General features: G+C 52.2%; 12 protein-coding genes. 9 read left to right on the top strand and 3 right to left on the bottom strand.

Annotated features, from left to right (window positions below; all coding sequences use genetic code 11):
- Nucleotides 1-107 precede the first annotated feature (107 nt).
- Nucleotides 108-1040 (bottom strand): bifunctional metallophosphatase/5'-nucleotidase, encoded by a 933-nt coding sequence (locus tag OH144_RS21170; RefSeq protein WP_266204240.1) that lies wholly within the window; start codon nt 1038-1040, stop codon nt 108-110.
- 15 nt (nt 1041-1055) lie between these two features.
- The gene (locus OH144_RS21165; protein ID WP_266204239.1) at nt 1056-1811 is read right to left on the bottom strand and encodes a 5'-nucleotidase C-terminal domain-containing protein; all 756 of its coding nucleotides are present in this window, start codon (nt 1809-1811) and stop codon (nt 1056-1058) included.
- Nucleotides 1812-1996: 185 nt separating this feature from the next.
- Here OH144_RS21165 and OH144_RS21160 point away from each other — a divergent pair, with 185 nt between their 5' ends.
- The 6 genes from OH144_RS21160 (at nt 1997) to scpA (ending at nt 9285) form a co-directional block, all read left to right on the top strand.
- On the top strand, nt 1997-3409 hold the full coding sequence (locus tag OH144_RS21160; RefSeq protein WP_266204238.1) for a T9SS type A sorting domain-containing protein: 1413 nt from the start codon (nt 1997-1999) through the stop codon (nt 3407-3409).
- Nucleotides 3410-3590: 181 nt separating this feature from the next.
- A complete protein-coding gene (locus OH144_RS21155; RefSeq protein ID WP_266204237.1) occupies nt 3591-3971 on the top strand; it encodes a YkvA family protein in 381 nt (126 codons plus the stop codon).
- A gap of 87 nt (nt 3972-4058) precedes the next feature.
- Complete coding sequence (locus tag OH144_RS21150) at nt 4059-5894, top strand: methylmalonyl-CoA mutase family protein (protein ID WP_266204236.1); 1836 nt, start codon at nt 4059-4061, stop codon at nt 5892-5894.
- A gap of 151 nt (nt 5895-6045) precedes the next feature.
- Nucleotides 6046-6456 carry a YybH family protein gene (locus tag OH144_RS21145; RefSeq protein WP_266204235.1) on the top strand — a complete coding sequence of 137 codons (411 nt, stop codon included), beginning with the start codon at nt 6046-6048 and terminating at the stop codon, nt 6454-6456.
- A gap of 89 nt (nt 6457-6545) precedes the next feature.
- A complete protein-coding gene (locus tag OH144_RS21140) occupies nt 6546-7058 on the top strand; it encodes a GNAT family N-acetyltransferase (protein WP_266204234.1) in 513 nt (170 codons plus the stop codon).
- A gap of 82 nt (nt 7059-7140) precedes the next feature.
- Nucleotides 7141-9285 carry a methylmalonyl-CoA mutase gene (scpA, locus tag OH144_RS21135; protein WP_266204233.1) on the top strand — a complete coding sequence of 715 codons (2145 nt, stop codon included), beginning with the start codon at nt 7141-7143 and terminating at the stop codon, nt 9283-9285.
- 216 nt (nt 9286-9501) lie between these two features.
- Here scpA and OH144_RS21130 read toward each other — a convergent pair whose 3' ends face one another.
- Nucleotides 9502-10362 (bottom strand): hypothetical protein, encoded by an 861-nt coding sequence (locus tag OH144_RS21130; protein WP_266204232.1) that lies wholly within the window; start codon nt 10360-10362, stop codon nt 9502-9504.
- A gap of 297 nt (nt 10363-10659) precedes the next feature.
- On the opposite strand from OH144_RS21130, the gene OH144_RS21125 reads away from it, so the two are divergent.
- The 3 genes from OH144_RS21125 to OH144_RS21115 all read left to right on the top strand — a co-directional run bounded on the left by OH144_RS21125 (nt 10660) and on the right by OH144_RS21115 (nt 13126).
- On the top strand, nt 10660-11055 hold the full coding sequence (locus OH144_RS21125) for a hypothetical protein (protein ID WP_266204231.1): 396 nt from the start codon (nt 10660-10662) through the stop codon (nt 11053-11055).
- A 68-nt stretch (nt 11056-11123) separates the two neighbouring features.
- Nucleotides 11124-12743 (top strand): alpha,alpha-trehalase TreF, encoded by a 1620-nt coding sequence (gene treF, locus OH144_RS21120; RefSeq protein ID WP_266204230.1) that lies wholly within the window; start codon nt 11124-11126, stop codon nt 12741-12743.
- A gap of 146 nt (nt 12744-12889) precedes the next feature.
- On the top strand, nt 12890-13126 hold the full coding sequence (locus OH144_RS21115) for a hypothetical protein (RefSeq protein ID WP_266204229.1): 237 nt from the start codon (nt 12890-12892) through the stop codon (nt 13124-13126).
- Nucleotides 13127-13205 lie beyond the last annotated feature (79 nt).

The following is a 13205-nucleotide window of genomic DNA, read 5'->3' as shown; positions in this document are numbered from 1 at the left end:
CCAATTTTCCAAAACTACATAAGATATGCTTGGTGTAACAAATGGCTCCTTTGATTGGCAGGGGGTTACAAATTTGATCAATAATCCGTAAACAAAAAATTATTTTTTCACGAAGTTGTTACAGGTCTGTCCACGGGCAAGACGGCTGTTCTTACGTCGGTTTTTTGCCTTGTTTTTTTGCTGAAACTAAAATCCAGGCGCCCCAGGAAAATCCCCGACCAACCCACCTGATTCACAAGTGTTTCGTGGCCGGAGGCGTGCCGCACTACTTCCGGCTGGTCCAGGAACGTATGGGTGTGGCCGCCCAGGATCAGGTCGATGCCTTCCACCTGCCGGGCCAGTGTTACGTCGTCGATCTTGCCATCGTCATATTTGTAACCCAGGTGGGAAAGGCACACCACCAGGTTACACCCCTGGTTCTGGCGCAGTTCCTGTACCATTTCGCGGGCCGTGGCCAGCGGGTCCAGGTATACTGTTTCGCCGTAGTTGTTCTGGCTCACCAGCCCTGCCAACTCGATGCCCAGCCCAAACACGCCTATTTTTATACTTTGCTTCTCGAACACCTTGTAGGGCGCGAACCGGTTTTTGAGGATGGTTTTGCTGAAGTCGTAGTTGGCGCTCAGGAACGGGAACCGGGCGTGCGGCAGCATTTTCTCCAGCCCCTTCAGGCCGTTGTCGAAGTCGTGGTTACCCAGCGTGGCCGCGTCGTACTTCAGCTGGCTCATCAGTTTGTACTCCAGCTCTCCGCCAAAGAAGTTAAAGTAGGGCGTGCCCTGCCAAATATCGCCGCTGTCGAAGAGCAGTACGTTGGGCTCCTCTTTGCGGATCTGCTCTATCAACGTAGCGCGGCGGGCCATACCGCCCATGCCGCCATACTTTCTGCCGTCGTCCGGGAAGGGGTCGATGCGCGAGTGCTGGTCATTGGTGTGCAGGATGGTGAAGTTTATACGTTGCGCCGCCTCGGCCTGGAAGGGAATGCCCAGCAGACTGACACCAGCCGCCCCTACTGCTGTGGTTTTAAGAAAGTCTCTTCTTCTCATCTTCTAAAGTATACTTTAAGGGAGGATGGTGACACGCTTGCCTGTTTCGGCTGTCACCGGTTTTCCGGTCGCTGTGAGTTGGCGTATCTGCTGCAGGATGGCCTCGCGCAGCAGCAGGCCCAACTTTTCGGTTTGCACCGCCTCTTTCAGCATGTTCAGGTTATCGCCGCCGCCGGCCAGGTAATCAGAGGTCACCAAGGTATAAGTCCGGTTCGGGTCTAAGGGCTTCTCGTTGATTTTGATGTCCGTGGCCTTACCGTTTTGCACGGTATAGGTCGCGTTGCCGATGGGGGCATTTTTGCGTTCAGCGGCGTAGTCGAACAGCTGTTTCACCGTCTCCCCTCTCAGCGTCAGCACCACCAGCTCATTCTCGAAGGGCATCAGTTCAAACACATGGCCCGTGGTGATCTTTCCCTCCGGCAGCGGCACGCGCAGGCCACCGTTGGTTGTCAGGGACAGGTCGATGGGCTTTTTGTACAGCGGGGCCGCCTGCTCCAGCTGCAGGTCCACCACAAAGTTGCCCAGCGGCGACTCATACTCTCCTTTACTTAAAGCTACGGGCGCCGTGCCCACTACTTCAGACATCTTATTGACAACCTCTTCGCGATAAGGGGCAATCTGCGCCTCCATTTGCGGGTCCGGAGCAATGTTTTGGTCTACAGGCACATCGGTTTCGGCCAGCGAGGGCGAGGCTACCCAAGCGCGCTGGCAGCCGGCCACACTCAACGAGAGGGCCAACACAGCCAGGATTTTGGAAAAGTGGTTGTTCATTCGCTTAGTCAGTATCCGGCCCCAAAGGTACCAGCCTCCCAAACATGAACCAAGCGGCATAGGTTCGTGCCACATGGCTACCGCAAAAGCAGCAGGGCAAAAATTTTGTAAATATTCCAATATTATACTTACACATGTCGTTTATACTATGTACATTGTCCCTAAACCACCTAAACCTCTCTCCTATGAAAACCAAATTGTTACTCAGCTGCTTAGCATTCCTCCTGCTGCCCATGTTTGCGCAGGCTATTCATGTAATGAGTGGCCACATTAGCTACACTGTGGACGAACAGAATCCGCTAAAGTATAACTTCACACTCAAGCTTTATACTTCGGCCTGGTCCCAGGCGCATGACGTAACTGTGAACATGCACATGGGAGACGGCAACATAGTTGAAGTACCCTGGGCAAGCTACGTTCATTATAGCAGAAACTATCACACGCCTACTTTTCACTGGAGTTATACTTTTGGGCAGGAAGGGGATTACACGGTTGCCTGGATAGGTCCCGGTCGCAGCAGTCACATCGTAAACCTCCCGGAGCAATCAGACACCACCAGAACTTACATTTATACGGAAGTAAGGGCCAGAGCCCTCATGAGCAATAGACACTCTGTTAACCTTGCCGGAATGCCCGTTTTTGAGGCTTATGTGGGAGAGGCCATGACACAGAATTTCTTGGCATACGATGCAGATGGAGATAAGCTATTTTACACCTTGGTTGCCCCAAAAACTGCAACCTCAACAGGAGAGGTGGTCGCTGTTCCCGGCTACCAACACCCGGAAGGGCTGACCATTAACGAATATGGGGAACTCCGATGGGATAATCCTACTATACAAGGGCGGTATGAGACCTCCGTGCATATTACTGAGCAGCGAAATGGCATTGTAGTGGGTTCCACCGTAGTAGACATCACGCTACACGTGGGTGACCGGAGAGGGCAGCCGCAACTGACACTGCTAAATAAAGATCGACTAGAAGTCAGAGAAGACGGCTCCATTCAAACTTGGCCAAACCAGCCCCTAAAGTTTGAATATTACCTGCAAAGAAGTGCGGAGACAGAACAGCCCCTGTTTGCCAGATACTTTAGCGAAATAGATACGCTAAACCTTACGGAGGCGACCCTCACTGTGCGGGATACAGTGAATGGATTTGCGCTGACGCTCGCCTTTACCCCCACCCCCGCCATGGAACGTGCTTCCCCATACCTTATCGGCGTCCGGGGCCGTGGCACAGATTATCTAAACAGAGAACTTTGGCCCGATACCTACTGGGGTACTTACATAGAGGATGATTGGGATTTCGTCTACCTATACGTTGGCGAGCAGCAGCCCACCGCATCAGACGATGCGCTCAAAAAAGCCGGGTTTATACTTTACCCAAACCCTATAGCCGATCAGTTTATGGTAGAGGCCCCCGATATGCCGGGCATGTTTGTGCACCTGTACAACGCCACCGGTAAAAGGGCAGGCACCCTCAAACTGAAGCCAGGCAAGAACCATTTTGCTAAGCCCGCCTCGCTTTCCAGGGGTTTATACTTTTATACTATCTACAGCCGCTACAGGCCTGTGGGCAGCGGGAAACTGGTGGTGCGGTAGGGAGATCATCACCCACGCCTCGGACCTGGTGCAGCTGGTAAGCTACTACAACTCGCTCAAGTAAGTATAAACCCCGCAATGGCAGCTGTAACGGCTGCCATTGCTGCTTCTGCAAAGTATTAACTCCTGCCCGTTTCAGCTTCCCGGTTACTTTACGCCCCTATCTCCCGTACAACCTACCATGCTTCGGAAATGGAAAGAGCTTGTGCGCAAACTGAAAGAGGACATTTATACCCTATACCTCGCCTCCAAGGACCCGCGCATGCCCTTTGCCGCCAAGGTGATGGTGCTGATTACCGTGGCCTATGCCTTCAGCCCCATCGACCTGATTCCGGACTTTATCCCGCTGCTGGGCTACCTCGACGACCTGCTGCTGTTGCCGTTGGGCATCTGGCTCTCCATAAAGCTGATTCCGCCGCCGCTGCTGCACTATTACCGGCAAAAGGCCCGCGAGCGGATGCACGAGCGCCAGCCCAATTATGTCATGGCTGGCGTTATAGTTATACTTTGGCTGCTGCTCGGTTACTGGGCGTACCAGGCCTACCGGCAGCGGCTGGATTAAAGTATAGGGTTTTGCTGATATAGCACCCTGGCGGCCATACTTCGTAAAGTATAAAACTCTATCTTTACACCAAATTAGAATAAAAGCATGATGACTGACGAGCAGCAAAACCAACAGCGCCTGTTTGCCGAGTTCACCCCGGGCACAGCGGCTGATTGGGAGCAGAAAGCACGCAAGGACCTGCGCGACACGCCCCTGGAAAGCCTGACTTGGCACACCTACGAGGGCATCGATATAAAGCCATACTATACCCGGGAAGATATTGCCAACCTGCCTTTCACCAAACAGAAGCCCGGGGATTTCCCGTTTTTGCGCGGCAATAAAACCGGCGACAACAGCTGGCTGAATGTGCAGCAGGTGGAGGCGCATGGCAACGGCAGACATGCCATCGATAACGCCGCCGATGCGCTGCAGCGAGGCGCCGACGGGATTTACTTTGTGGTGCACCAGCAGGAGCTGTTCGACGTAGAGCACCTGGTTCGCAAAATAGACCTGGGCAAGTATAGCATCAGCTACGAGGTGAAGGAGCAACCGGATTGTTTCCTGCAACGGCTGTATACGGAGTTGGAGCGATGCAACGTGTCGCACCGCAACCTGAAAGGCTTTATCAACTTCGACCCTATCTCGGTCCAAAGCGACATAAATCACGAAGAGAGCAGGGACATTATAAAGATACTGGAGCTAACCAAGGATAGTCCGGACTTTTACGGCGTTACCGTCAATGGCACCAGCTTTAGCAGCATCGGGGCTTCCATAACCCAGGAGATTGCTTATGCATTAAGTGCCGCTGTGGCTTACCTCGACAGGCTAACGACGGCTGGTGAGCCGCTGGAGTCTGTGCTGCGCAACACCCAATTCGTGATGGCCTCGGGCACCAATTACTTTTTCGAAATAGCCAAGCTGCGTGCCCTGCGCCTGCTGTGGGCTGCCGTGGTAGAGGCCTACCAGGCAGCGCCGGCACTCGCCGCCAAGCTACGCATCCACAGCGTTACCTCCAGCTGGTACCAAACCACCCTGGACCCGCACGTGAACATGCTGCGCACCACCACCGAGGCCATGTCTGCCGTAATCGCCGGCTGTGACTCGCTTACCGTATCGCCTTTCGACAGCACATTTAAAGCTTCGGATGCGTTCTCGGAGCGCATTGCCCGCAATGTATCCATCATACTTAAGGAAGAGGCCTACCTGGACAAGGCCATAGACCCGGCCGCCGGATCATACTACCTGGAGTCGCTGACGAACGCGCTGGCGCAAAAGGCCTGGGACCTGTTTAAAGAGGTGGAAAGTATGGGTGGCTTTGAGGATGCTTACAAACAGGGATTTATACTTGGCTCCATCACCGATGTGAGCCGCCGCAAGTTCCGCAACATAGCCACCGGCCGCGATGTGCTGGTGGGCACCAACAAGTATCCGAACCCAAAAGAGAAAGTCTCCTTCGACCCGGAAGAGCTGATACAGAGTGCTGATTTCGACACCACCCGCGCCGCTTACCCTACCGAGGTCATGCGCATGGCCACTGAGCTGCATTTGCGCAAGCTAAACCGCCGCCCGAAGGCTATTGTAGCTCTAATCGGCAGTTCGGAGCAGCGCCAGGTAAACGCCTCTTTTGCACAGGAGTTCTTCACCTGCGCCGGTTTCGACACGAAGGTAGAGCAGTATGCTTCCGTTTCCGAGGCCTCGGACCGGTTGCTGCATGCCGCCGCCGACGTAGTGGCTGTTTCCACCTCAGAGGCTGCTTATGCCCGCGAGTTTAACCCGAAGCTGCGCCACCACGACGGCAAGCCGCTCGTGCTGCTGGCCGACGATCCCAAGCACCTGAAAGAGGAAATGATCGCCCATGGCTACGACGAGTTCCTGTTCGAGGACTGCGACGTAAGCAACATCATGCGGATTGTCCATCGGAAACTGCACGGGAATGACTAAGTGAGTTTTGACTGAGTGACAGAGTGAATCACTATGCGCACACGCTTACACCTGTACTCCGTTATAAATGTAAAAACTAAATGTAAAGAGGCGAATGAACTGGTGGGAATTGACTTTCTCTAGCACTCATTCGCTCCATCGAACCTAAACTATGCCCACGGCCACTATACATACTTCCTTTACCATGCCCAAAGGCGATGCCGTACGAGAAGTAAAGCAGGCGTTGGAAGGCCAGATTTCCGCGTGGAACAAAGGTGACCTAGAAACGGCCATGGCCTTTTACTGGAACTCGCCGCAGATGCTCTGGATCAGCAAAAACGGCACCGAAAAGGGTTACCAGGAAGTATACGAGATGTTTCTGCAAGACTTCCAGGACCGTCGCCAGATGGGCGTTTATACTTTCGAGCCGCTGCACATCGAGCAAGTATCCAACGAGGCCGTATACTTTGTTTTCCGCTGGAAGATTGAATTGGACGGCAAGCGGCTGATGGGCGGCGTATCATCGCAAGTATGGAAAAACATCGGCGGGCGCTGGGTTGTTACTTCAGAACACGCGAGTTAAAATAAATGAGTGAATGAGTGCTTGAGTGAATGAGCAAATTTTAAATCGCATTCACACATTCGCTCAATCACTCAAACAAAATTAAAAGAATGCAACTGAGTGACCTTACGTTCAGAACAGAACTGAAACCCGGTGACCTTGGCTACATCACGTACCGCCACGGTGCCATTTACAAAAACGAGTGCAACTATGGGCTGGAGTTTGAGAGCTACGTGGCCTACGGCCTCTACGAGTTCTACAGCCAGTACGACCCCGACAAAGACCGGATATGGCTGGCAGAGCACGAAGGCAAAATTGTAGGAACCATCTGTCTCACGCACCGGCCCGGAAACGCAGCCCAGCTGCGGTTCTTCTTACTGGAACCGGAGTACCGCGGTATCGGATTAGGCAAAAAGCTGATGGAACTGTACATGGCCTTCTACAGAGAGAAAGGTTATACTTCGTCCTACCTCTGGACCACCCATGAGCAGGAGCCGGCCATCGCCCTCTACGAGCGCTACGGGTTCAGGCTGACGGAGGAGAAGCCTTCCGAGGCTTTTGGTAAACCTTTGATAGAACAGCGCTTCGACTTGGTTACAGAACCCGGATTATCCGTAAGCTAAATATTATGACTGAATTTTGATGAGCGAATGAATTGATAATAGATTCACTCATTCACTCCATCACTCATTCAAAACGAAACACATGAAGCCTGATTTTTCGAAGATAGCTATAAGCAAAATAGCCGCCGCGGAGCACGGTCCGAAAGACCCGCAGCAGCCGAAGCCCTGGAAAACGCCGGAGCAGATAAAGGTGAAGAGCTTTTATACTGCAGAGGATGCCGCGCACTTTGAGCACACCGATTTTGCTGCTGGTCTGCCCCCTTACCTGCGCGGGCCCTACAGCACCATGTATGTGCAAAAACCCTGGACCATTCGCCAGTATGCCGGTTTCTCTACTGCCGAGGAATCCAACGCCTTCTACCGCCGCAACCTGGCCGGCGGGCAAAAAGGCCTTTCGGTAGCCTTTGACCTGGCCACGCACCGTGGCTACGACTCCGACCACCCCCGCGTAGTGGGTGATGTGGGCAAAGCCGGTGTAGCGATCGATTCGGTGGAGGACATGAAGATCCTCTTCGACCAGATCCCGCTCAGCGAGATGTCGGTTTCGATGACCATGAACGGGGCCGTGCTGCCCATCATGGCCTTTTACATTGTGGCCGCAGAAGAGCAAGGCGTGAAGCCGGAGCAACTGAGTGGCACCATCCAGAATGATATCCTGAAGGAGTTCATGGTGCGCAATACCTACATCTACCCGCCGGAGCCAAGTATGAAGATCATCGCCGACATCTTTGCCTATACTTCCCAGAAGATGCCACGCTTTAACTCCATTTCTATTTCGGGTTATCACATGCAGGAGGCCGGCGCTACTGCCGACCTGGAGCTGGCTTATACCTTGGCTGACGGCTTGGAGTACGTGCGCACCGGCTTGAAAGCAGGGATGGATATCGATGATTTCGCACCGCGTCTGTCTTTCTTCTGGGCCATTGGCATGAACCACTTCATGGAGATCGCCAAGATGCGCGCCGCGCGTATGCTTTGGGCAAAGCTGATTAAACAGTTTAACCCGAAGAACCCAAAATCGCTGGCGTTGCGCACCCACTGCCAGACTTCGGGCTGGAGCCTGACCGAGCAGGACCCGTTCAACAATGTAACGCGTACCTGCGTGGAGGCACTCGCTGCTGCACTGGGCGGCACACAAAGTTTACACACCAACGCCCTGGACGAAGCCATTGCCCTGCCTACCGACTTCTCGGCCCGCATTGCCCGTAATACGCAGATCTACCTGCAGCAGGAAACTAACATCAGCAAAGTGGTAGACCCCTGGGGCGGCTCCTACTATGTAGAGGCATTGACGCACGAACTGGCACATCGCGCCTGGGCATTGATTGAAGAAGTGGAAGAACTGGGCGGCATGGCCAAAGCTATTGAGACTGGTCTTCCAAAAATGCGCATCGAGGAAGCTGCTGCCCGCAAGCAGGCCCGCATCGACGCCGGCAAAGATATTATTGTGGGGGTGAACAAGTATAAACCAGAGCACGAGCAGGAAATCGAGATCCTCGACATCGACAACACCGCTGTACGAGAGTCGCAGTTGCGCCGCCTGGCTCATGTAAAAGAAACACGTAACGGAGCGGCTGTAGCAAAGGCATTAGAGGCCTTAACCGCAGCAGCACAATCCGGGCAGGAGAACCTTTTGGACCTGGCAGTTGAAGCCGCCAGACACCGCGCTACCTTAGGCGAAATTTCCGATGCCCTGGAGAAAGTATACGGCAGACATAAAGCAGTCATCAGAGCCATATCAGGAGTGTATTCAGCAGAAATAACCGACGACGAAAACTTCCAGCGCGCCAAAGCCCTGGCCGATCAGTTTGAGGGACTCGAAGGCCGCCGGCCACGCATCATGGTCGCCAAAATGGGCCAGGATGGCCACGACCGCGGCTCCAAAGTAATCGCCACTTCCTTCGCCGACCTCGGCTTCGACGTGGACATTGGGCCACTTTTCCAGACGCCTGCCGAAGTAGCCATGCAGGCCGCCGAAAACGACGTGCACGTAGTGGGCGTATCTTCGCTGGCAGCCGGCCACAAAACGCTGGTGCCGCAACTTATCGAAGAGCTCCGCCAGCTCGGCCGCGAAGATATTTTAGTCATCGTGGGCGGCGTGATTCCGGCCCAGGACTACGACTTCCTGTTTAAAGCCGGTGCTTCGGGTGTGTTCGGTCCGGGAACGATCATCTCCGTCGCAGCGCAGCACATTCTGGAGAAGCTAATGGAGCAAGTGAAGAGTTAGAGAGTTTGGGAGTTAAAAGTATAAATCCGCAGTTGATTTGGTTCAACTGCGGATTTAATATTTACGCTGCCGCCTATCATGAGCCGGCTGACCAAACATTTCTTAAACTTATTCTCAGCCTTCATTTTACATAAACTAAAAAGGCTCTCCTTGAAAATCAGGAGAGCCTTTTTAGTTTTTATTTAACGGCAAACTGAGCTACTATTTCTTAGCTCCCTATTTACATTCATAAGAATAAGTAGTCACATCTGGGTCATCAGAGCCCTCATATACTTTAGTGATTTTAACCGGGTACCCTTCGCTGTTGTACTCATAGGTAAAGGTACTCACGGAACCTCCGTTATCTTCCATAACTCCGTCGCCATCACTATCAATGAAATAAGACGCTGCTCTCTTGCCCGGATTATTCTTACTTAGCACTTCCTCATCAATCGTCAAAAGGCCTTTCACCACTGAATACGGATTAAGCTTGTCATCATAACCTGTGTAAACTGCGCTGCTCACTAAAACTCCGTCGTTGTAGCGATCTATCTTTTCAATATTGCCATTGCTGTCGTAAGTAATCTTGGAGGTGATATTTCTGCCTCCAAAGTAGTTATCTTCTGTGCTTGGGTAGGTAACAGTTATTTCTACTGCTCGTTTCTCAGCATCATACTTATAAGTTCTGGTAGTCAAAAGGTCTCCTTCGGCACTTCCTTCTATGTACTCGTAGTTTTTAGCAGAAATCTGTAGCCCGTTCTCATATTCATAAGTGGTATACTCATTCATTTTCCCATCTGTGTAGCTCTCCTGTCTTATTAATTGATGTTTACCATCATAAATATAAGTAGTAGTGTAAGTATTGGAGGTACCGTCACCATTACTCAAGGTCAGGCTTACCCCGCTGATGTTTCCTTGCTCATTGTATTTAAGCGTAACCGGTTCTTCTCCATCAAAAGCAAGGCTTGTCATTTTGCAGGCAATCTCCGTCTCTTCTACCGTAGGCTTCACCTCTTCCTTATCGTCCTTACATGATGTGAATGAAAGGGCAAAAACAGCGAGCATCATGAGTACACCAGTTGTAAATCTTTGTTTCATACGTTTGTTTTCAGATTAATTAATTTGATTGAAAATTTGTGCAAATATAGTAGATCACCTATAAAAACAAAGTACAACCATTTTAAATAATTCCACTACAATCTATTCAAAATATGCTATTATTCTCCTAAAACATTACTTCAACTAGAGCAAAAAAGGTGATAGAAATAGTTAGTAGATTAGGCAAGTAGACAAGGCCAGTATCTCCTACATCAGGTTTGTAAGCTGTCAGAATGATAAAAACAAACAATCCCCCCTCCCACTGGTTTATACCTGCAGAATGACGTACTTCACCCCATGAAATTAAAGCACATCCTCATTGCCCTCTCTGTTGTCCTTGTTGGCTGGTTCATTTATGATACCATGTCCTTACCCAGTGTAGATGACTTGGAAGGGAATTTTAAAGAAGTGGCCATGTACCGCAACGAGAATAACACCGGCCCTGTGGTCAGGATCTATGCGGTTACAGTGGACGACACGCTTTGGGAGCAGATGCAGACCTACGGAGACTACATGCCGCACACCAAGTATGGCAACACCAAAGTATACTTCTTCCTGAAAGATAGGCCAGTACCTACCGAGGTGTACCCTGGCGACACGAACTTTGAAGCACGATACCAAGAATTTGCTGTAGCCAGGTATGAAAAAGATGCCATGAGCCAGGTTTCGTTTGTGCGTTACCCGTTCGAGTAGTATACTTGCCGCCTTGCTTCTGTATTACGTATGAGTAATGAATCACTCATATATAAACAAAGCAGGATATGAAGTATACTTTTAGCACCTTAACTTTTAGCCTTCTGTTACTACTACCGTTTACCTTCGTTATACAGCCGCTGCGGGCACAGGAGTTGTACCGGCCGGAGCAGGACCTAGGCGAGCTGTTTGAGCAGGTACAGCTGCAGCATGTGTTCCCGGACTCCAAAACCTTTCCGGATGCCGTGCCGCTGGCGCCGCCTAAGCAGATCTTAGAGACCTATCAGCAACAGAAAAACCAGCAAGGCTTTAGCCTGGAGGCTTTTGTGAAGTCATATTTCCAGATGCCCACTCCACCGGACACCGGCTTCATTACCGACACCAGCCTTTCGGTAACACAGCATATCGAGCGCCTCTGGCCTGTACTTACCCGCGAGCCCGGTGCCGACGGCGGCTCCCTTATTCCGCTGCCGAAGAAGTACATTGTGCCGGGAGGGCGTTTCCGGGAGATCTATTACTGGGATAGCTTCTTTACCATGCTCGGCCTGCAGGCCAGCGGCGAAACGGAGCTCATCCAAAGTATGGTCGATAATTTCACGCACCTCATCAACACGGTTGGCCACATACCAAACGGAAACCGCACCTACTACCTCAGCCGCTCACAGCCGCCATTCTATGCGCTCATGCTGCGGGTGCTGACGCAGCAGAAAGGCCGTGAGGTGCTCAAAACCTATGCCCCTGCTCTGAGCAAGGAGTATGATTTCTGGATGGATGGCGCAGAGCAGCTGTCAACCGCTAACCCTTCGCACCGCCGCGTAGTGCGCATGCCGGATGGCAGTATCCTGAACCGCTACTGGGACGATGAACCGGAGCCGCGCCCCGAGTCATACCGCGAGGATGTGGAGCTGGCGCAGGAGTCGGGCAGAAGCCCGGAAGAAATATACCGCAACATTCGCGCAGCCGCCGAATCGGGCTGGGACTTTAGCAGCCGCTGGTTTGCCGATGCCCAGAACCTGAACACCATCCATACGACCGAGATCATCCCCGTAGACCTGAACGCACTGCTCTACCACGTGGAACTGACACTACAGGAGATGGCCGTGCTAAATGGCGACAGAGCCGAAGCCAGGGAATTTGAGCGCCGCGCCAAAGCACGCCGCGACGCCGTGCTAAAGTATAACTGGAGTGATGAGGCTGATTTCTTCTACGACTATGATTTCGTAAAAGGTGCCACCACCGATATTCCTTCGCTGGCCGCTGTATTCCCGCTGTACTTTTGCATGGCTAAAAAGAAGCAGGCAGCTGCGGTGGCGCAAAAACTGGAGGCAGACTTCCTGCACGCTGGTGGCCTGGTCTCTACCTTGCACCGCACCGGCCAGCAGTGGGACGCCCCAAACGGATGGGCCCCGCTGCAGTGGATGAGTATACAGGCGCTCCGCAACTATAAACACGACAGGCTGGCCGATACTGTAGCGCAACGTTGGGCAGAGCTGAACGTGACGGTATTCCGCAACACCGGCAAGCTTATGGAGAAGTATAACGTAACCGACATCAGCCTCCAGGCCGGCGGCGGCGAATACCCGAACCAAGACGGCTTCGGCTGGACGAACGGTGTACTGCTCAAGCTCTTCTCGCTGCACCCGCAACTGCTGGAGGCAGATCTAAAGGAGTTGGAACTGCAGCACTAAGACTATCATTAAACCTATGCTTGAGGAGGCGCAATAGTTTGCGCCTCTTTTCTTTTCACAAGTGTGCCTTATCACCAGATTTGATTGCCGAAAATCAAAAACATGGTTTAGGACGTACAATCTCAAAGAACTAAAGCTAGGAAACAATGTTGATCAAAAGTATAAAATACACTGCCGCGGTACTCTTCTCAGCTTCTTTGCTGCTTATCTCCTGCGGCGGCGAGCACGGCGGAAACACAGAAATGCCGCCCGAGTCTACAACCGGGGAAACACAGGAAACCGGGGCTCCGATTGATGGCGATAAACCCGGCACAGGCGCCGACTCAGCCACCATAAACGATGTGCTGGCCGGAGAGGAAGACACCGCCACAACAACGCAGTAATGAAATCTGAAGAAAAGGAAAAGCAGGGTAATACCTGCTTTTTTCGTTTATGGCAGGGGCTATGTTTTTGCTCCGACGA

Origin of the sequence: Pontibacter kalidii, from assembly GCF_026278245.1 — a bacterium.
GTDB classification, from domain to species: domain Bacteria; phylum Bacteroidota; class Bacteroidia; order Cytophagales; family Hymenobacteraceae; genus Pontibacter; species Pontibacter kalidii.
The sequence above is the reverse complement of the archived record's forward strand: the minus strand, read 5'-3'. Positions and strand labels throughout refer to the sequence as shown.